A 21,298-nucleotide genomic window follows, 5' to 3' on the forward strand; every position below is an offset into this window, starting at 1 on the left:
CCGCCGGAACATCATTGCGAAAGGCCCTCCAACCTATGGTTGGAGGGCCTTTTTGCGTTCGAAGGGCAACCACGGCATCATCGCCGATGAGATTCGGCGTAGCGTCCCGTCTGTATCGATACACCTGATCTGATCGGCGTATTCGAGGAGGACATCATGCCCGCGACCTACACCTTCGACGTCTTTTCGAGTCTCGACGGCTTCGGCGCCGCCGGTGGCGACTGGACCGGCTACTGGGGCAAGCAAGGCCCCGAGCTGCTCGGCCATCGCCTCGAGCAGTACAGCCAGGAGCAGCGAATGGTCTTCGGGGCCAACACATATCGTGCCTTCGCACAGATGCTGGCATCGAGTACCAGCGAGTCCGAGGTGCGCGACCCGTGGGTGACCCGAATGATCAGCTTGCCGACAACGGTGGTGTCGACAACGCTGACAGAACCCCTCGACGGGCTGGCCGGGACCGTCGTGAGCGGTGATGCTGTCGACGTCGTCGCCCGGCTCAAGCAGGAGTCCGACGTGCCGCTGCGCTCCCACGGCAGCCTGTCGATGAACCGGGCACTGATGGCCGCCGGTTTGGTAGACCGAGTCCAGGTCACGCTGTTCCCGGTGATCACCGGCCAGACCGGCCTGGCCCCGATCCTCCAGAGCGCGAAGGATTTCGACCTGGAACTGATCGAATCCCGGACACTCGACGGCAACATCCAAGAGCTCATCTACCGGCCGACGCTCCACGCCGGAGAGCTATTTGCGCCCCATGGCATCAACTATCCAGACCAAGATCCATACCGGCGCCCACAACCCGCACGACAGGATTGTGAGGATCAGATGCAATCCATGGTTGGGTCCGCGCCGGACCTGGACGTAGCCGCCGCCCATGTTGTTCTGCGTGACATTGACGACCGGCATTACTGGTTGCGGCGGTTGATAGACGGGCTGTGGATAGACCTGGTGCGGATGAGGGATTGATGGGCGCGCCTGCGCGAAACGTGGGTCGGCGTAGGGCTGATTCGGGTACGTGGGTGGCTGCTGCTGAGCAGCGGGCGGTTCGAAATTTGCCGGGTCAGGGAGCGGCGGGGGAGGTGCTTCTGACGGCTGGCGCGCATCGAACGCAGCGGGCAGCTTGTCATGGTCGTAGGGCTGAGTCATGTTGGTTCTCCTTTGACTTCGAGCGCGGCGATGCCGGGATACGGGTATTGCGGGGTTGCTTATCGAGCGCCTCAGGTGGCCGGGTTCCACCGGCATCCGGTGACTTTGACGATGTCGCCGCCGTGCAGTGTCACGTAGGACTCGCCGGTGTAGATCTCGATGTCGGTCGCCGGTGGGGTCGGTGGTATGTGGTGATGTGCCGCCAGACGCGAAGGAGTAGCGCACGCGTCCCGCTCGGCGCGGAATTCTGCTGCGCTGCAACAGGAACAGCGCGTTGGAGCCGGAGCCGGTCCGCCACCTCGGCCGGCGTTGGCACCGGTCCGATCCGACGCGGCACATCGAGCGTGATCGGCGGCCTGGTCGAAGTGACGGCAGGCTGGCGTGCACTGTGCTCGGCGGCGTATTGCTCGAGCGTCTGACTGGTCAGATGCCAGCCGTGACATGTGGGGCATTCGTAGCAACGCTTTTCGCGGCGGGCAGGGTTGCAGCGGTCGAGGCAAGCCAGCACCAGCTCGGCGTCGAGCCGGGTGAAGTAGCGACGTTTGCCGTGCAGGCATCTGGTTGTCGGAATGCGAGTGCGCCGGGTGAACAGGTCGTGCCCGTGTCGGAGGGGCAATATGTGTGAGCTGCGGTGCAGGCGCCGACGACTGCGAAGCTGTCGGTGGGTGGACATACGCTCTCCTCGAGGCGTTAGAAGGCACGACAAATCGCGACCTCTGCTGGCCTGTTGTCTGGGGAAATCGGTGATGGAGCAACGGGTTTCGTTTGCTCATGGTCGGCACTCGGCCGTCGGTAAGAAAACCGTAGCATCGAAGTCATGCGGTTGACAAGCAATTGACAATGTTTTCAAGCAAGACTAATGCAACCATGTGAAAACATCGTCAACGTGAGCGTGTTACGTTGGGGCTTGACGACCTCCGCCGTAGGGTGGCGAGTCGAAAGGAGGCCAATGTCCGAAACATCGCCCACGGTTGCCGCGGCGGAAATCGCCAGACTGGCGGGCGTCACCCGCGCGACGGTCAGCAACTGGCGGCGCAGGCATACCGACTTTCCGGCCCCCGCATCGGGCGGAACGGAGACGCGTCCTGTCTTCGACCTCGGCGAGGTGCAGGAGTGGCTGCGCGGCCATGGTGTGCAATCAGCGGACTCGCCGGTGCAGCGCCTGCGCTCCTTACTGCGATCCGAAGTCGATCCGGAGACTGTGCCTGCTCTCATGGGCCAGATCGGTGACGACAGCTCGCCCGTGCACAGCGCCGTCAGTGCCGCAATCGGTGCGGTCGGTATCAAACAGACGCTCGACGTTCTGGCTGAGCGCGGGCTCGACGCGGTACCGAGTACCGGTGTCTATCCGACCGACAGTCCGGTCGCCGCCCTCATGGCCGACCTGCTAGCGGCCTCGGCCGCGCCACCGCCGAGCAGCGTTCTCGACCCGGCATGCGGCAGCGGAACCCTGCTGATCGAGGCGGCGCGGATCGGCGCGACCACGCTCGCGGGCCAAGACTCCCTGCCGGTCCAGGCCGCCCGTACAGCGACGTTGCTGCGCAGCGAGCTGCCCGCGGTTTCCGTCGACATCCGCACTGGCGACAGCCTTCTCGCTGATGCTTTTCCTGGTGACAAGTTCGATGCGGTCATGGCCAATCCGCCATACGCGCAACGTGATTGGGGCGCCGACCGGCTCGCCCTCGACCTGCGCTGGGAATACTCGGTTCCCCCGCGCGGCGAGTCCGAACTGGCGTGGGTACAGCACGCCATTTCCCACCTGCATCCCGGCGGGACGGCGGCCGTCCTGTTGCCGCCTGCGGTTGCATCGCGAACGTCCGGCCGACGTATCAGGATGGAACTGGTGCGGGCAGGAGCCCTCCGGGCTGTTGTCGCGCTGCCGCCGGGTGCGTCGACACCGCGTCAGATCGGTCTGCAGATCTGGATCCTGCGCCGACCGGACCGCGCCACCGCCGACGACTCCATCTTGTTCGCCGATGCCGCCCGGCTGCCCAATCGTGGTGACACCCAACCAGATTGGCAGGTCCTTGCCGATCGCCTCACCGGCTCCTGGCGTTCCTTCGACCACGGCGACACCGAAGCGGCCACCGTAGCCGACCTCACCGCGGTCGTGCGCGTGACGGATATTCTCGACGACGACGTCGACCTCACCCCCGCGCGACGAGTGCGCGCCGCTGTGGACACCGGCAGCGTCGCCTCCTCTGCCCATGCCGCTGTCGCACTGCTCGGTGAGCACCTCGCCGAGCTCCGTGATACCGCCGTCACCTTGGAAGTATGGCCGGCCGGCAGCGGCACGTCCCTGCGTACCGCGACCGTCAGCGACCTCGAACGCGGCGGCGCCGTCCGAATAGTCAGCACCCCGACAGAACCTGCTGGTTCCGACGCCCCTGCCCGCCCCGTTCTCTCCGCTCGCGACATCCTTTCCGGTCGCGGCCCTACCGGCCTCTCAGGACCTGGTGTTCAGGTCTCCGCCGAACTTATTCGCGAGGGCGATGTCCTGGTCTCCCGATTCCGCGATGACCACGGCGCTGCTCAAGGCGCCCGCGTCGCCGAAGGAGACGACGTCGGGGCCGTGCCCGGGGCAGGGGTCATCGTTTTCCGCACCGATCCGGACCGGATGGACCCCTGGTTTTTCGCCGGTTTCGTCGGCAGCCCCGACAACTCGGCAGCCATGGTCGGCGCGACCACCATCCGCCTCGACCCCTCCCGCTTGCGCATCCCCAATGTGCATCCAGCTGACCAGAAACCGTACGCAGAGGCTTTCCGCCGGTTACACCGGCTACGTGTGGCGGCGGTGCAAACGGCGGACGCTGCTCAACGGGCGGCGGATCTGATCGGAACCGGTCTGACCTCTGGTGCGTTGGAACCGCCTGTCAAGGAAGAGTGAGCGTCCGCCACCCACCTATTTCTTCAGTAGTTCGGAGAGCTGACCGCTCCACGTAACCACCAGCTGATCGCGCGCCCGGCTGGCCGCGACATAGAGCAGTGAGCGCTCTCGCTGTTCGGCCTCGCTGAGTTCCTCCTCGGGCACGCCACGCAATTGATGGTGTGACGGCACGTGGTCACGATCGATACCGGCGAGCACCACACACCGGAATTCCATGCCCTTGGACCGGTGCATGGTCAGCACTTGGACCTGTCCGCCAGTCGGCAGGTCGTCGTCGAGTACCTGGGCGGCAACACCGCGGTCGGCGAGCGCGCGCACGATGAGGTCGCGTTCGCGAGCGCCACGGGTGAGAACCGCGATGTCGGCCGGACCGATGCCGTCGGCGATCCATGCCTTGAGCTGATCGGCGATGGCCGTAAGTTCCTCGACAACCGAAGCGCAGGCGACCAGGCGTGGCGCCGGGCCGAGGCGGGCAGAGGTATAGCCCGCCGTGGATTCTTCGCCCTCCTCCAGATCGCGATAGGTCGCGCCCTCGAGGATGCTCACGGCGAAATTCAGGTTCTGGGCGGTGGTGCGGTAGTTGAGGGTGAGCTTGCTGGATCGCCCGCCTCGGATGTTGATGCCGAGACGGCCGAGGACTACCGGCTGGCCGTAGATCCGCTGATGCGAGTCCTCGGCGATGAACAGATCATTGGGCCCCTCCTCTACCAGCGCACGGAGCAACGCCCAGTGTGTGGCGTGCAGGTCCTGCGCCTCGTCCACGATCACGTGATCAGCAAGGGTGTGACCGGTGGACTTCGCGCGCCATTGCAAGTCCGCGGCGGCCAGGGCGAGGACCTCGGGAAAACTGAGGCGCCCGGCACTGCGCCCGAGCTTGCGGTACTCCTCGATCAGCTGCCACACGGCAGCCCGCTGCGGGCGGTTGAGCCGCACGCCTCGCCCGGCCCGCGGCACCTTCAAGTACTCGGCTTGGGTGGTGATTCGGTTGCCCAGCACCACGCTGACATACTCGGCGGCGAGGAACGACGGATGCTTCAACCGTGGATCGAGGGTGTTCTTCACTGCCGCAACCACTTCCGGCCAGCCGAAATCGGAATTGACTGTCCGGCCACGCCGGGTCGAGGTACCGGGACCGAAGATGGCGGCGAATGCCTCGTCGCATTCCTTGTTGCGCCGCAGATGCGCTGCCGCGAGCTTGTCGATGCCGGCGATGTAGATACCGCGGTCGCCTGGCTCCTCGGCGATGGCAAGGGCAGGATCGAGCGCCTGCAGGTCGTCGAGCAGTGATTTGGCGAGGGTTTTGTTGTAGGTCGTCAGCACGATCCGCGCGTCCGGATTCTGTTTTGCCAGGTAGCGGGCACGGTGCAGGGCGACAACAGTCTTGCCGGTACCGGCTCCGCCCGAAAGCCGGAAAGCGCCGCGCTGCTGCTTCTCCACGAACCTGCGCTGGTTCGGATGCAGGAAGGTCCGCCAGGCTTTGAAGTCACCTTCTTCGATGACGCGGCGGAGCTCGTCGTTGTCATCGACGAGGGTGAACTGCATTCTGGTGGCTGGATGTTCAAGGGCAGCGAGAATCTGCTCGTTCTCGTCGAGAGTTTCGTCGACCGGCCGCTCGGTGAAGCCGAGCGTGTCACGAATGTCGTCGATGGATCGGCCGACGGCGAGTTCGAGGATGGCGTTCTGCTGCCAGGCCACCTCGGTGGTCTGCGCTACCGCGAACACACCATCCTGATCGGGTGCGGCGAGAACTTTGGTCGCCAGCGCCGCATCGAGACCGAGGCGGTCGGTGAGCTGTTCGAGAACATAACCGGCGCGACTGAGGTATCCGACAGCCGGTTGTGCAGCCATGGCCGCGAGCGCTCCGAACGGATCGGGCACGACCGAGCGCTTCTTGCGATCACCTCGCCCGTCGAGCTCGCCGACAATGCCTTCGAGCACGCCGTTCACCGGATTGACCCGCAGTGTGGACTTCTCGGCCAGCTTGTTGGCCTCGTCGTGTTTCCACGTGCCGAGATAGATGTAGGTGGCGTCGCCGAATTTGTCATCGATGCGGAACATGAGCGCGCGGAAGTTCAGATCGACACGTCCGGTGCGCACTCGCGGATCGGCCGAGCCCTTGATGGGCTCGATGTGTAGGCCCGGCGCGGTGTCGTCGGCACGGACCTTCTCGAAGAAGTCGTAGACCTTGTCCTTGACCGATCCGTCGAGCTTCGGCATCGATTTGTTGTTCGTCGCCAACACGACGGTCGCCACGGCACACCTCAGTTCATTCGATCGGCGACCGTGCGCCGATTTTCTTGCAGATCAATACGATGAGTCAGCCGAGCGTGGCTACTGCGGAACGGCCTGGAGCAGCGCAGAGCGTCGTCCGCTCCACGTCACGACGAGCTGGTCACGCGCACGACTCGCCGCGACGTACAACAGCGACCGCTCCCGCAGCTCGGCTTCGGCCCGTTCTTCCTCTGGTGCCTCGTTCAGTACCGATTTGGCAGGTACGTGCGCGTCGTCGACGCCGGCGAGAATCACCTTTGCGAACTCCATGCCTTTGGACCGGTGCATGGTCAGTACTTGCACGTGCCCCGGCCCGGCCGGGTTGTCGTCGAGTACGCGCGCTTGGATCCCGCGTTCACCCAGTGCCCGCACGAACTGGCTGCGGTCGTTCTTGCCGCGTGTCAGGATCGCGATGCTCGACGGCTCGACACCCTCGTCGAGCCAGGAACGAACGCGGGCGGCCACCTGGTCGAGCTCATCGGACAGTGAGGTGCACGCGAGGAGGATCGGTTCGGGACCGGTGCGGGCCGAACGGTATCCGTGCGTGGATTCCTCGGCTTCTTCGAGGTCGTGGTAGTCGGCGCCGGAGAGGATGTCGACGGCGAACTTGAGGTTTTCGGCGGTGGTGCGGTAGTTCAGCGTCAGACGCCGCGAGCGGCCGACGATTTTCACCCCGAGCCTGCCGAGCACCACCGGCTGACCGAAGATCCGCTGGTGGGAGTCCTCGGCGATGAACATGTCGTCGGGTCCTTCGGCGACAAGGGCTCGCAGCATCGCCCAGTGGGTGGCGTGCAGATCTTGGGCTTCGTCGACGATCACGTGGTCGGCAATGAAGGGCTCGCCCGCATTGCTGCGCCTGCGCAGGTACTCCGCGGCTAGCGCCAGTACCTCGGGGAAGCTGACGGTGCCGTCCATCCGGCTGCGGCGCCGGAACGCCTCGATCAGTTTCCAGACGGCAATCCGCTGCGAGCGGTTCAGCCGCACTCCGCGCCCAGCCCGGGCGACCTTTGCGTAGTCAGCGACGGTGGTGACCTGGTTCGCCAGCACCACCGCGGTGTACTCGTTGTCGAGGAAAGCCGGGGTGGCCAGGCGCGGATCCAGATCGGTGTCCACCGATTTGGTGATCTCTCGCCATACTTTGAGCGTGTCGGTGCGCCGGGACGACAGCTCGGTGGCACTGCCCAGTACCGCCTCTGTGACGGGTGCCAATTCGCGGGCACGGACCAGTACGTCGCTGGCGAGCTTGTCGACGCCGTCGATGTAGACGCCGATATCGCCGGGCTTCGCCGCGATCGTGATGCCGGGTTCGAGAGTCTGCAGGTCTGCGTGCAGCTGGCGGGCCAGCGTCCGGTTGAACGTGGTGAGCACGATGCGGGCGTCCGGGTTGTGCCGCCACAGATTGCGGGCTCGATGCAGCGCGACCACCGTCTTGCCGGTTCCCGCGCCGCCGGACAGCCGGAATGCGCCGTTGTAGTGCTTGTCGGCGTAGGCACGCTGTTCGGGATGCAGGAAGGTCCGCCACGCGGCGAAGCTGCCGCCTTCGATGACTCGTCGTAGTTCGTCGGCGTCGTCGCCGATGTAGTTGAACTGGATCTGGCTGGCGGGGTGTTCGAGCGCCTGCAGGATCTGGTCGTCCTCGGCGAGTGATGGATCGACCGGATTCTCGGTGAGACGCAGCTTTTCCCGGATGTCGTCGATACTGACGCCGCAGGCCAGTTCGAGCAGCGCGTGGCCCTGCCATCCGTCGACGTCGGCAGCGATGGTGTTGATCATGTGGTCGTCGGACGCGGCCAGGGCGCGCTCGGCGAGAGTCGCGTCGAGGCCGAGCTCCTGTGTGAGCTGTTCGGTGGTGAACCCCAAGCCGGTCAGATAGCTCGAACGCGTCTGAGCGCGAGCAAGATCGGGGGCCGTCCCCTGGGGCTGATCGTCATGGACGATGAGGTCGAGCACGCCATTGACAGGGTTCACCTGCAGGCCGGCGCGGGGTGCCAACTCGCCGGCTGCTTCATCGGGCCACGCACCCATGTAGACGTAGGAGGCCTCACCGCCGCCCGTTGGCGTGACCGAGAACAGAATCGCGGTGTGGCCCAGACCGATTCGACTGACCCGGACCCTGTCGTCCCGCGCGCCGGAGACCGACTCGATCAGGGGAATCGCTGCGGATTCGTTGTTCTGCAGCGTGTCGAGAAAATCGATAGCCCGCCGCTTGACCGGACCGTCGAGGTCGTTACCCGACTTCCGCTGGCTGGTCATCACGATGTGCGCCATCACATCACCCCGTTCGTCTTCAGCGCGTCGACGAGTTCGGCCGGATCAGCCGGGCAGATCGTCCACCCCTGTTCAGTCATCGTAGGAGCCGCATCGGGGTCGGCGAGGAGGACCCCGATCCGCGCATCCGGCCAGCCGATGTCGATGACATCGCCACGATCGGTTTCGACACCGAGCACCGGCACCGGCACTCCGATCGATGCGAGACCGAGGACGAGTTCGCGTTCGGCATCGGAGATGGTGTCGTCGTAGAGCTCTTGCCACTGCGGTGTCAGTTCGACCGCGGCGGTGCGAGGACTACCGGTACGCGGGGCACCGCCCAGCCCGGCCGCCTCAGGTCCTTGCTCGATGGCGCCGGTGCTGGCGTCGAGCAGTGTGCGTGTGGTGATGGTGTGGCCGTCGAGGCCGAACCAGTTGGACAGGCGCAGCCATTCCTTCCACGCGTGGCCTTCGCGGATTTCGAGAGCCCCGTCTCGGTCGTCGAGTGCTAGGACCGCGTCGATGGTTTTCATGGTCGCGGGCACAGCGGCCGTAATAGTCAGCGGACCGTCCGTATAGGACCAGCAGTTGTAATCGCCCTCGACGATCGGTGTGCCGCTGCCGTTGATCAGGTCGAGTGCCCAGCTGCCGATCGCTTCGCTGTCACCCTTGGTCCTGCCATTCTGCAAGAACATCAGGGGGAGCCACCGGCCGACCGCTGCCCACGCATCCCGGTCGGGGTCGACCATGAATTCGATCAACTGGGTGATCGGGTCGGCCTGCAGGAGGTTGAACAGTGCCGGACGCAGATTGCCTTGCTTCCGGGTGAGCCCGGCGAGCTGATCGGTGAACCAGCCGGGGCGCTCCGGCCGGGCACTGGTGAACCGGCGAAGATCGTCGTGACCGAACGCCCACACCAGAACACCGCCGGAACGGAGGATCTCGCGCTTGCGGGCATCATCGCTGACCCGGTTCCTACCCGGCACGGCGTGGTACTTCCGCCCGTCGGCGAACACGGCGATGATCGGAATATCCGGGTCGCCGGTGCGGAGCTGGAAGTCTGGTTGACTGTTGCCCATCAACACCTGGGGTTCGAGCTGCCAGGTGCGAATCTTGGTGCCGGGCAGCTTGATCGTGGCGGTCGGACCGTAGGTGCCCGGCCTTTCGGTGATCGTCGCGCCCATCGTCGTCAACCGCTCGGTGAACGCCTTGTAGAACTCCCGCTCGAGCGGTGATTCGGGGCTGCCGATCGGGTCCGCCGGCGTTTCTTCGGTGATCGTCGCCAGCCACCGTTCCGCGTCCGGTTCGCCGCCCTGGCAGGCGAGCAGATCGTCGAGCACCTTGGCTGCGGTGACCCGCGAGACCTTGTCCAGTTCCCGCGGCGGTGCGAACGGCAGCAGACACTTATGGCATGCCAACCGATCCATGCAGTCGCAGTTCTTGACGACGTCGCGGGCGGCCGCGAGTACTTCCCATACCTGGCGAGGGTTGGCGAAGTCAGCGAGGTAGCCGGTACCGCCGGGCACGGTGTCGTGGATGAGCAGGGCCCGCTGATTGGGTGCGTGCAGGGCGTCGGTGATGGCCGTGACATCGAGGTGCTCCGGCGAACCACCGATCACCTGTCGCAGACCGAGCAGGATGGCCGCACTGAGGCTCGGATGGGCGAACGAGTCGTACTCGAGCCAACCCGGCAGGTGCAGCAGCACGGCCTGCGTACGCAGCGTTCTGGCCAGCGCGATCTCGCGAACATGCTTCTCGTCATCGGCTTTTCGGTACTTGCACCAGCTGCGGTGCTCGTGCGGCTCGTTGCGGCCCGCCACCTTGTCGAGTTGTCCGCAGCCTGAGCACACCCGGAAAAGCCCACCGGTGGTGGTGTTACCGGCGACCAGACGCTTGCTGCCCTGAGAGTTGCGCCTGCCCATGTTGAGCCAGCGAATATCCATGCGCCGCAGGTACTCCGCGCCGAAGTCCTGCTCGGCGACGAACCACCGTTTGGTGATGTTGTCCGGGTCGATATCGGCCGCGGTCAGCACAGTGAACGACTCCTGGCGCCGTTCGTCGCGGATGTCGTTGATCGCGGCCTCGTCTCGCCGCACCTCGGCCGATACCTTGGCCATCTCGACCACCTGCAGCTGCTGGCTCACATCGGCAATGGCGCCGGAGTGGCAGCGGGGGCACTGAATCGGCGGCGGAGTCGGGTCGGCCCCGTGACTGATCCCGGCCCAGCCGCAGGACGGGCACACCCGCCAGGTATGGATCGCGGATTCACCGGCCCCCAGATCGACCGCATCGATTTCCACGGCCAGACCCTGCGCATAGAAGGTGGCGCCGGGCGCGAGCTCGGTCAGTGCAACCCGCGATCCGCGCTGATAGCTGGCGGTGTCCTCGGCGTATTCGTTGGTGTCGGGGTCGATCCAAGTGATTCCCACATCGAGGGAGACCGCGTCGTCGAGCAGCGTGTAGTTGGGCAGCACGCCGTAGCGTTCGAGCACGCCCACCCAGTGTTCGGTGGTCAGGTCGTTGATGCTCTTGGACAACAGCCGCAGGGTGCCGCGCGCGGTGCGCAGGTCGCGGCGGTCGTCGTCGGTGGCGGCGGGGGAGGCGGCGCGCTGTTCGAAGTCCGGGAGGGCGGCGTCGACGGCCGTGCGGCGATGCCGCAGCTCGTCGACATCGCGGTTCCAGCGATGCACGGCTTCGCGCAGCAGCACGCCGAGCCCGCTGTACTCACCCAACCCCGGTGGTGTCGCCCAGGCGCGCAGGCTCGCGGTGGTCGTTTCGCCGAGGAGATCGCCGAACTGGCCGAGGAATTCGTCGAGCAAGAGATCAGCGTCGTCGTCGGCGACCTCGATGAGAGTGCCCATCCAGGTTCCCTCGTCGAAACTCGAGAGCACATTGGTAGCGCTACCGGGATCTTCTGCCCCGGCCTTTCGCGAGAGCCGGTCGACGATGTGCGCGAGGTACTGGCGCTGCAGGATCTCCTCGGCGGTGAGGAAGGTGGCGGGCGGACGAACTTCGCCCTGGATCACCGATGTCGGGTCACCCAGCTTGGGCAGGTGCTCGCCCCGGCCACGCACGAAGGCGAGTGCGAGCGAGTTGCCGGTGAGACGACCGGCGCGACCGACCCGCTGCAGATACGACGAGACGGTCCGAGGCATCGATCCGAGCATGACCGTGGACAGGTCGCCGATATCGATACCCATCTCCAGCGTCGGCGTCGCGACGAGCACATTCGGTGCCGTCGGATCCGACGCTGTCGTTTTGAACTTGGTCTCGTACTCGAGGCGCGTCTTGGTCGGCAGCAGCGAGGTGTGTTCCCGCGCGACGACGCGCTTCATCTCCGAGCTGTCGTAGAGACCGCGATAGAAGTTGTCGTGCTTGGCCGCCCGTGCCAGTCGGCCGGGGCACCGGGTGAGCAGGCAGGGGGCGCCGTCGAGCTGGTCGATGACGGCAGCACTGCCCGGCGTCGGTGTCTGGCAGACATCGCACACGAGCAGGTATTTCATCCCCGCCAGCCCGTCGGCGTCGGGGATCCCGACCATCACCGTGTCGTGCGTCAACTGGTATGCGGTGAACGACTTCTCGGTGGTGGCGGTGCTCACCACCCGCTCCTCGGCGAGCACATCGAACAGTGCTCGCGCGAGGAATCCACCCTCGTGGGGTGAGACATTCAGGCACTGCGCGGCCCACCGTGCGTACCACGAGGAGGAGGCGGTGATCGGGTCGAACCCCTCGGGAACGGTGCGACCCCCGACCGCTGGGAAGGCCGGCGCGGGCCGTCCTTTCGGAAACGCGGGCATACCTTGACCCCTGGGGCGCCCACCCCACACCCACCGCCGATTGGCATCACGGTGGACAAAGGTGGTGAGCCACTCGTGAGCGATCGCGCCGCGGGTGCGCATCCGCTCCGCGACACCGCGCACCCACTGAGTAACGGCCGCTGGGTCGGGCTCGGAGAAGGTCAGCTGGTGCTCGGTCCGTTCCAGCGCGGTGGTACCGAGCTGGGTAACGCGTTGCGGGGAACCGAGATCCACCTCGGCCACCACGCTGCCGGTCAGCTCGAGCGTGCGGCCGAGCCTGGATTGCAGACCGAATTCCAGGTCGATATCGAACAGGACGCGACGCGCCACATTCTTGGTTGCCTTGCGCCGCAGGGCGGCCGGGGTATCGGCCTGCCAGAACGCGGCGAAGGCTTCGTGCTCGACGATGTCCGGTGCGAGTAGGTGATAGCGTCGGCCCGAATCCTCGCCCGCCCGTTCGAGCACGGCGTCACGCAACTCTGAAAGGGTCAGCATCTGTTCGCCGCTGACCCTGTCGCCCAGGGCATTTCGGAGTGTCGAACGCAGACTGAGCGTGTGTGATCGGGCCTGGACGAACCCGGCACGATGTGCCGCGTCCTGCACGCTGTCGGTGAAGACCAGGGCCTTCTTCTCGCCGTTGTCGAGTTGCGCGTCGCCGAACAGATTCGACAGTGCCACCGATAGCTGGGTGGCGATCGCGCTACCCAGGAACCGGATGCCGTCGTCGGAGCCGCACGCCGGGCACAGATCCTTGCGCGAGTTCTCGTCGGCGTCGGGTCCGCTGAGGTAGAGCACCGGAAGGACACGCTCATCGCGCAATTCTTCGCTGTCGGCCTCGGGCCGCTGGTCGACGATCTCCCGCTGGTCCACCTGAAACCAGCGCAAACCCTCGACCGCATTGTCCAATTGGGCCTCGCTGGGTGCCGAGATCAGTGCCCGGAATCGCAGCCCGCCCGAGGCGTGGTGGCTACGGATGTCCTCATCGCTGGTGTCGAGCGTGCTACCGGTCGGTGCCAGTCGGACACCCCACCCGGAGCGGCCGCAGTGGCGGCAGTAGAGCGCGGGGTAATAGTCGGTCCCTATGTCGTCGAGCGCGCCGTCGTCGGGCCAGCTGAACAGCGGCGTCGCGGTCGCCGCTCGGTCGACCCGGGAGAGCTCCCGAAACCACAGGTGCACATCGACATTCAGAGCCGAGCGCCCGACTTCGGCACGCAGGTGGGACAGCGCCGCGAAGAGATAGTCGACATAGCGTTCCCGCTGGGCGATTCCTCGTCCGAGATCCCGCTCGCCAGTGGGGGAGGGCAGCGCTGTCGCGGCCAGTTCTTTCACCGAGATCACATCGAGTGCGCTCCGCAGAATGCGAGCGAAGGTTCCGTGCCGTTTGACCAGATCGAGCATCTCGGACTCGTCGAGCTTGTGCAGCCCGGCCGCGATCCGTTCGGGCGAATCGTCGATATCGGAGGTATGCCGGAACAGGGTGGCCAGCACCGCAGCGGTGAGCCGCTTGTTCGTGAGTGCTTTCGCCGCAGCACGATCCAGCTCAGCGACAGCCTCGGCCAGCACCGGCTCGACCGGCGAGAAGGTCCGGTCGAGCGAGGTGCTCCGTTTGCCCAGCCATTCCTCGACATCGACCCGTGTCTCACCGATCAAGGTCTCCTTGTTGAACGGCTCACCGAACACGGTTTCGGCGAAGTCCAGCATCTCTGTCGGTTCGCCCTTGGACCCGAGCGTCGCCGACGTCGCCACCGGCGTGATCTTGCCCAGCGGCCGCTTTCGGTCCTCCGCGGTGACCGGTGACTGCGCTGTCCAATGCGACTTGATCGTGAGCCCGAGCCGACGCAACAGCATCGCCACATCGGTGCCCTGCGCGCCGTCGTAGGTGTGGAACTCGTCGAGCACGACGTACTGCAACGAGGTCGCCGACTGCCGCCACATCGGCGCCCGGTCCGAACGCAGCAGCATGTGGTCGAGCATCTTGTAATTGGTCAGCAGAATGTCGGGCGGCGAATCGTGCATGAGCCGCCGATCGGTGATCAGTCCCGCCTCCGAGACGAGCGTGCGCCCACCCGAGGACTGCTCGCCGGTATAGAGCCCGGCCGTCACCCCCGCCAGCTCGGGGTGACTGGTGATCATCTTCGCGAGCCGCTGCTCCTGATCGTTGGCCAGCGCATTCATCGGATAGATGATCAGTGCCTTCATCCCCGACACCCCGGCCTTCTTGGCCCGCAGCACATGGTCGAGGATCGGGATCAGAAACGATTCCGTCTTACCGGAACCGGTCCCCGTGGTAACCAGCGTCGGCTGCGGTCGCCGATGGAACTTGCTCGACAGCCGTTCGAACGCCGCCGCCTGATGCCCATAGGGCTCGAAGTACTTCGGCCACCAGTTCAGGTGCATCCCCCAGTTGCCGCGCGCCGGGGCGAACGGGAGGCGCAACCGCACGTAGGGACCTTTGAACATGCCGTCGCGAGGATGTCCGATGAAGTCGGTGAGGGCGCCCTGCGTATCCGGGTCGGTCAGCGCGAAGGTTGTCGTCAGATAGTCGGTCAACCCTTCCCGCAGGCGCTCGGCTTGCAGGGTCGGAAGCAAGGCCCCCACGTGTGCTCCTCGGTTATCGGTCAGCCGTCGTGGCTGATCATCGGCTGTTCGCCACGTCTGTCGGATGCTAGTCGACCGGATGATTCCGGCCGGAAGATTGTGCGACGCGGAGGTCGCCAGCACTCCGGTCGAAGTTAACATGTTTATGTTTGCTGGGCAAGATTGACGATGTTTTCACTGCCAGATGCGCTGGAGGCACCCTAGTCAAGGCGGGCGACGAAAGGTGGGGCGATGAACATGCAAATCTGGCGGGTGTTGGCGGTCCTCGGCTTCGGTGCCGTTCTGGGGGTGGCTGGTTGCTCCGCCCCCGCCGAGCAGCCCACTTCTGTCGCGCCGTCACCGATATCGGCCTCGGCGCCTCCGTCGGTGGCAACCGCCCTCGAAACACCTTCGCCCGAAAAGCCCGCGCCGTTACCCAGTTCAACCCTTTCGGTTGCACCAACCGAACCGGCTGCTCAGCCTGAGCCGACCGGTGTACCCGAGCCGTACCCGGTCGAATGCTTGGAAGGAACACCCGGGCCGGCCGTCTGGAGCGACGGCGCCACCCGCTATTCCCAATGGTGCTTCGATACCCGAGGTGGTCAGCAGAACCTCGACGCGGAATCCGAGTCGGGCGCACCCTCGAACGGGCGTGGATACGAGTGCGGCGCGAACGGCTGCTTCTGGCCCGACGGCTCCCCGGTTGTCGGCGCCGACCGCTGCGGCCGTCGCTGCGGCGAACCGCCGACTTCCGGTGACATCCAGGGTGATTGGGTGCAGTGCATTGCGGTGAAGACGGCCGAGCAGTGCAGAGCAGAACTGGATGGCAACTGACGCTGGTCGGGCCGGGGGAGTTCAAGTACGGTATCGATCGCAGCGGGGGATCACAGCGGGTTTCGCTCCCAGTCACATCTTTGCGTCAAAGTTCACGCGCTACTGGATCGGGGCAGTACACTGCCAAGAAAGTGAAGTTATGTCTTCATTTGAGCTGGAGGTCATCTATGAAGGTCGCGCGCTGACGGTGTTTGGCGTAGTAGTGCCGGGCCGCGGATGTCTCGCTTCGGCCTGGCTGGATGGCCTACCGCTCCAGCCTCAGGCTCAGTTCCGGGCAAGGTTGGACAGGCTGACGGAGGTGGGCTTCCTGCGGAGCCCTGAGGAGATGCGCCCGTTGCAATGCAATGGCGAGCCGCCAGTTCATGAGATCAAGACAAGGTCGGGGCATCGGCTCTACGTGATCAGGTCGAGGCAGGACTGGGTGGCGACGCACGGCGCTGTCAAACCGTCCGACCGCAAGGTATGCGCGCAGGCCGAACGGGCACGGGGGATCTGGAAGGAGGCGCAAGAACAATGACGACATGGTTCCGGCGGACGCCGGAGGCAGAGGCGCTGTTCGCGGAGGAGCGTCTGCTGTTGTCTGCTACCGAGATGGTGCACGGCGCACTGGACGCGAAGGGCATGAGTAAGAAGCAGCTGGCCGAACTGCTCGAGGTGACGCCAACCGAAGTGAGCCAGCGGCTCGGCGGCAAACGCAATCTGACCTTGCGAAGCCTGGCGCGCATGATGCATGCCCTCGGATATCGCGTCCGGCTCGAGTCCGACACGCTCAGCGGGGCTCGCGGACCTGACACCGTCGGCGCACGGATCACACGGCACCTCATGGATCGCGGAGATTCTCCGGAGAAGGTGTGGTCGGTGTGTTTTCGAGCTGCGATCAGTGCAGACGGCATCAAGGATCCAGCCGACTTCGCTGCCCACATCAGTGAGTTGTGGTCCAATCTGCAGACACTGGACCACATCTCATCCGCCCGGCTGGACCACCGCGAGGGCCAGATAATGGTCGAACTGCAGGTCCGTGCGGACGACCTGCTCCAAGCTTGCACTCGCGGCACAGCCGCGGTTCGGACAGCGATCCACAGCGCCGGCGGCGGGACCCCCGGATGGGAGAAAGAGATGGAACGGTTGGTCCGACAGCTCCGATTGGATGTCTCCTCGGAATCGGATTGCCTGGATGAAACGCGTGGTCAGGTCTAGTTCGTTCGACAGGCGGATCGACAACTGTTCGAATGGTGTCGAGGAATCCGACCTGAACGATCTGAGATGTGGTCTGTGAGTGAGGGAGAGAAGGATGGTTGCGGCCCAGGAGACCAGCCTGCAGAAGATCCTCGAGGGGACGTCCCAGTACTTGGTTCCTCTGTATCAGCGGCCGTATGGCTGGGGAACGGAGAACTTCCGTGAGCTGTGGCGCGATATCACCTAGCTCGCCGAGGACCGGATCGACGACCCGGAGTCCACACATTTTATCGGCTCGGTCGTACTGGCTCCGGTGCCGGGAAGCGTCGCCGGCGCGATTTCCCGGTACCTGGTCGTCGACGGCCAGCAACGGCTGACGACGTTGACTTTGCTCCTTGCCGCGGTGCGCGATCACTTGCGGGACAGTGAGGGCGCGAGCCGGCGCGATACCGACCGCATCCATCACCAGTGGCTGACCAACCAGTACGAAGACGACCCCTACCGATTGAAACTGGTCCCGACGCAGGCGGATCGACAGTCCTACAGCGCAGTGATCGATGGGGCGCCGACCGCCGGTGGTGACGATCCGGTCGGCGAGGCCTATCGATTCTTCCGTGCGCGCTTGGCAGAGCCGACGGATATCGATGCGCCATACGGGGTTTCGGAGATCTTGCAAGCCATCGTTTCCGGCCTGTCGGTTGTTTCGATCAGCGCCCATCCTGGCGACAACGTCCATCGTATCTTCCAGTCCCTTAACAACACTGGGTTGCGACTGACTCAAGGCGACCTACTTCGCAACTACCTGTTCATGCGGCTGCCCACCCGCGGTGAAGAAGTGCACCGCAAGTATTGGGCGCCGCTGCAGGAATCGCTGGCGAACAACGAGCGGATCGAAACGTTGTTCTGGCTCGATCTATTGCACCGACGCCCGCAGGTCAAGCAAAGTCAAACCTTTGCCTTCCAGCAGGCCCGTCTCGACAGACTCGGCACCGAGGACGAGATTGCCGATGAAGTCGAACGCATCGCACGGCTGGGGAGCCTGTATCGGTTGATGCTCAACCCCGAATTGGAGCCTGACCAGGCGGTCCGGATGCGACTCCAGCGTCTGACGGAGTGGGAGTCGACGACTCCCGCCCCGCTCGTGCTGCATCTGCTGCTCCTCCGAGATTGGGGCGTCGCTACTTCGGAACAGATCGCCAGGGCCTTGCTCTCCGTTGAGTCGATGCTGGTCCGCAGATTCCTGGTAGGCCATGCAACTCAGGGGCTCAACCGTGTATTCGCGGCTGCAGTGCAGGAGCTGGATACATCGCTGCCGGCGGATCAGGCGCTGAATTTGTATCTGTCGGCCGGGCGAAAGCACTTCGCGACCGACGCGCAATTGCTCGATGCTGTACTGACCACTCAGTTCTACTGGGTCGGCCGCAGCGCGCAACGCAAGGTCATGATGACGTGGATCGAGAGACTGTACCCGACGAGAGAGAGCGTCTCCCCAGTTTCACTGACGATCGAACATGTTATGCCACAGAGTCTTTCGCCCCGATGGCGGACGGAGCTCGCTGAGCAGTACGGCACTGACCAGGTCGACGAGCTGCACGAACGCTGGCTGCACACGCTGGGCAACCTCACACTGACCGGCTACAACGAGAATCTCAGCAATCACGAGTTCGCCCGTAAGCGAGTGACATTGCGCGCGAGCAGTATCCGGATGAACCAGGAAATTGCCACCAACGAAGCCTGGGGGCCAGAGCAGATCGAACATCGAGCCCGCGCGTTGGCGAAGCGCATTGTCGAGGCGTGGCCTGGCCCTGAAGAAGGCGCCCATGTTGCGGCGGAAGACAATCCGCTGTGGTCCTCGATGAATCGGCTCCTGATGGTCCTGCCCGCCGGACATTGGGCAACATATGGTGACATCGCCCGGGTCCTGGGAACCGCCGCGCAGCCCCTGGGCAATCGATTGGCGACCTACCCGGCACCCAACGCCCACCGCGTCCTCGGAGCCTACGGCACGATCTCGGATCGCTTTCGCTGGACCGATCCCCACCGCACCGACGACCCACGCCAGATACTCGAGGCCGAGGGAATCCGCTTCTCCGCGTCCGGCAAGGCCGATCCAGCCCAGCGACTCGGCATCGCCGACCTCGAGAACCTCCGAGCCGACGCCGAGGACGACACTGAACCGCAGGAAACCAGGGGCGAATCAGTGCCAGATGAACGCTAGTTGGTCCCGGGCACGGGTGGACGCGACGTAGGCGAGTGCCTTGGCGCGCTGCTCGGCGTCAGCGGTCTCGTGTGGGGACCCCTGCAGATCGATAACGGCCGTGGGCGGTTTGCTGGGGTCAACGCCGGCAACGATCACGTGGGTGTACTCGAGACCTTTCGCGCCGGACATTGTCCGGACCGCGACAGGCGGTTGAGAACCGTCGCACAGGTCATCGTCGACGAGGAAACTCTCTGACCTCAGTCGTGATCGAATCTTGTTCGCTGTGCCGTTGTCGAAGGTCAGCACTGCGACGGTGGTTGCCGAAGTGCCGGACTCCTGCCATCCACGAACCGTGTCGACTACGCGTTTCAGCATCGATCCCTCGCTAGGACAAGGCAGAAGGCTGGGTTCGGGGCCGAGCCGGGCAGAGCGGTAGCCGGACCCCGGCTCGACCCGATCCTCGAGGTCTCGGAATTCAGCACCCGACAGAAAGCCGAGGGCGAAATCAAGGTTCTCGGCTGTGGTGCGATAGTTCAGAGTCAGTCGGCGTGACCGCCCGCTCAATGCAATGTTGTGGTCGGACAGGGTGATTCGCTCACTGAAGATGCGCTGGTGTGGGTCGTCGGCGATGAACACGTCATCGGGACCCTCGTCGACAAGGGCGCGCACGAACCGCCAATGCACCGCATGCAGATCTTGTCCCTCGTCCACCAAAACGTGGTCCGCGAGTGCCGCGCTACCTGCCGACGCATCGTGCATGAGGTGCCGTGCCGCCACAGCGGCAACTTCCTGATAGCTGTACCAGTTGAACCGCGCGCAGAACTCCCGGTATGCGCCGAAGATGCTCCATAGTGCGAGCTTGTCGGCTCTGCTCAACCGGATGCGGCGCCCGCGCCGGTCCACTGTTGCGTAGTCGCGGAAGGTGCGGATTCGTTGCGCGAGCACCACCGCGACGTACTCGTTCTCCAGAAACCATGGGGTGGTCAGATGGGGAGGCAGCCCGTGGTTCACCTTCCCCGCGATTCGTGGCCAGACGTTGCGATCCGGCCGCTGCCCCTTCCACTGAAACGTGCTGTGTCCAAAGACATCCTGCGATGCAGGTTCCAATTCCGTGCTTTGTCGCAGGACCTGGACTGCCAGACTATCGATACCGCCGACGTAGATTCCGGACTGTCCCAACTTCGTCGCAAATGCTATGTCGGGATCAAGGATTCGGAGATTCGACTCGAGGATCGTGGCGAGCTCTTTGGTAAAGGTGGTGAGCACAACGCGAGCAGTGGGGTCGCGGCGAAGGAGGTTGCGTGCGCGGTGAACGAGAACCACCGACTTGCCGGTGCCCGAGCCACCGGAAACCCGGAACGAGCCAGGATAACCCTGCTCGGCATAGCGCCGCTGCTCCGGATGTAGGAACGTGCGCCAGGCGTCGACGTCGCCGCTATCGATGACTCGCCGCAGCTCTGCCGAATCCTCGGCATAGGTGAATCGCAGCCGTGACGCGGGGTGGGCGAGGGCAGCGATGATCCTGTCGTCTTCGGCGGTTGCTGTGTCGCCCGGTGCGTGTAGTTCCAGCTGCTCGCGGATCTGCGCCGGCGTGGCGCCATCGAGGAGCTGGAGTAATGCCTGGCCCTGCCACCCGAGTGTTGCTGCAACTTCCCCGGCGAACTGAACGAATTCCGCTCGGTCGGTGATGCGGCACGCGCGTTCGGTGACGGTGCGGTCGAGTCCCAGGTCCCCGGCGAGTTCGGCCACCGAGCGTCCGCCCCGCTCGAGCACGGGTTGTGCGGTCGAGCCGGCAGTTTGTGGTCCGTCGGCGCCGAGAGACAACCGGCCCACGGTACCTTCGAGCACACCGGAGACCGGATTGACCTGCAACGTTGCCCTGGAGGCTTGGCGCACCGCCTCGGCGGTCGGCCACGTGCCCATGTAGATGTAGGTGGTCTCACCGACGTCGGGATCGATGCGGAACAGGACTGCCCGGTGTCTGCCGTCGATGTAGGCGGTCCGCACTCGGGTGTCCTTCGCGCCCGGCACCTGGTCTGTCCACGGCTCGTCCTGCGGACTGCCTTGGAACAGTGACAACAGATCGAAGAGGCGGCTTCGAACCGTCGAGTCGAGATCGCTCCTTGTCGTTGTGGAGGTGAGAACGATCCTCGCCACTACTGCACC

General features: G+C 64.8%; 9 protein-coding genes and 1 pseudogene. 6 read left to right on the forward strand and 4 right to left on the reverse strand.

The features are described 5' to 3' along the window. Positions 1-156: 156 nt before the first annotated feature. Positions 157-729 (forward strand): annotated as a pseudogene (locus IEY60_RS28230) (dihydrofolate reductase family protein); the annotation flags it as partial. Between the two features lie 1,363 nt (positions 730-2,092). Then, positions 2,093-4,030, forward strand: a complete 1,938-nt coding sequence (locus IEY60_RS28235) for an N-6 DNA methylase (protein ID WP_189033548.1) — start codon at positions 2,093-2,095, stop codon at positions 4,028-4,030. A 15-nt stretch (positions 4,031-4,045) separates the two neighbouring features. Here the strand turns inward: IEY60_RS28235 and IEY60_RS28240 are convergent, their stop codons facing one another. The 3 genes from IEY60_RS28240 to IEY60_RS28250 form a co-directional block, all read right to left on the reverse strand. After that, complete coding sequence (locus IEY60_RS28240) at positions 4,046-6,283, reverse strand: 3'-5' exonuclease (RefSeq protein WP_189033549.1); 2,238 nt, start codon at positions 6,281-6,283, stop codon at positions 4,046-4,048. 78 nt (positions 6,284-6,361) lie between these two features. Continuing rightward, on the reverse strand, positions 6,362-8,569 hold the full coding sequence (locus tag IEY60_RS28245; RefSeq protein WP_189033550.1) for a 3'-5' exonuclease: 2,208 nt from the start codon (positions 8,567-8,569) through the stop codon (positions 6,362-6,364). Then, complete coding sequence (locus tag IEY60_RS28250) at positions 8,569-14,943, reverse strand: DEAD/DEAH box helicase (protein WP_189033551.1); 6,375 nt, start codon at positions 14,941-14,943, stop codon at positions 8,569-8,571. The genes IEY60_RS28245 and IEY60_RS28250 overlap by 1 nt, the downstream gene beginning before the upstream one ends. 231 nt (positions 14,944-15,174) lie before the next feature. Between IEY60_RS28250 and IEY60_RS28255 the strand changes: the two genes are divergently transcribed. From IEY60_RS28255 to IEY60_RS28270, 4 genes are all read left to right on the forward strand, one after another. Continuing rightward, complete coding sequence (locus IEY60_RS28255; RefSeq protein ID WP_189033552.1) at positions 15,175-15,756, forward strand: hypothetical protein; 582 nt, start codon at positions 15,175-15,177, stop codon at positions 15,754-15,756. 513 nt (positions 15,757-16,269) lie between these two features. Then, positions 16,270-16,953: a helix-turn-helix domain-containing protein gene (locus tag IEY60_RS28260; RefSeq protein WP_189033553.1), complete on the forward strand. Its 684-nt coding sequence runs from the start codon at positions 16,270-16,272 to the stop codon at positions 16,951-16,953. Positions 16,954-17,047: 94 nt separating this feature from the next. After that, positions 17,048-17,179 (forward strand): DUF262 domain-containing protein, encoded by a 132-nt coding sequence (locus IEY60_RS36595; RefSeq protein WP_189033554.1) that lies wholly within the window; start codon positions 17,048-17,050, stop codon positions 17,177-17,179. Between the two features lie 15 nt (positions 17,180-17,194). Next, a complete protein-coding gene (locus tag IEY60_RS28270; RefSeq protein WP_189033721.1) occupies positions 17,195-19,150 on the forward strand; it encodes a GmrSD restriction endonuclease domain-containing protein in 1,956 nt (651 codons plus the stop codon). Here IEY60_RS28270 and IEY60_RS28275 read toward each other — a convergent pair. After that, positions 19,130-21,289 carry a UvrD-helicase domain-containing protein gene (locus tag IEY60_RS28275; RefSeq protein WP_189033555.1) on the reverse strand — a complete coding sequence of 720 codons (2,160 nt, stop codon included), beginning with the start codon at positions 21,287-21,289 and terminating at the stop codon, positions 19,130-19,132. The two genes, IEY60_RS28270 and IEY60_RS28275, sit on opposite strands and share 21 nt — an antisense overlap. Positions 21,290-21,298 lie beyond the last annotated feature (9 nt).

The sequence above is a fragment of the Nocardia rhizosphaerihabitans genome, from assembly GCF_014646295.1.
Classification (GTDB): Bacteria; Actinomycetota; Actinomycetes; order Mycobacteriales; family Mycobacteriaceae; genus Nocardia; species Nocardia rhizosphaerihabitans.

Bases quoted from the DNA above. Each gene is read 5' to 3' on its own strand.
- IEY60_RS28235 (WP_189033548.1), top strand. From the start codon at position 2,093: ATGTCCGAAACATCGCCCACGGTTGCCGCGGCGGAAATCGCCAGACTG.
- IEY60_RS28255 (WP_189033552.1), top strand. From the start codon at position 15,175: ATGAACATGCAAATCTGGCGGGTGTTGGCGGTCCTCGGCTTCGGTGCC.
- IEY60_RS36595 (WP_189033554.1), top strand. From the start codon at position 17,048: ATGGTTGCGGCCCAGGAGACCAGCCTGCAGAAGATCCTCGAGGGGACG.
- IEY60_RS28245 (WP_189033550.1), bottom strand. From the start codon at position 8,569: ATGGCGCACATCGTGATGACCAGCCAGCGGAAGTCGGGTAACGACCTC.
- IEY60_RS28260 (WP_189033553.1), top strand. From the start codon at position 16,270: ATGACGACATGGTTCCGGCGGACGCCGGAGGCAGAGGCGCTGTTCGCG.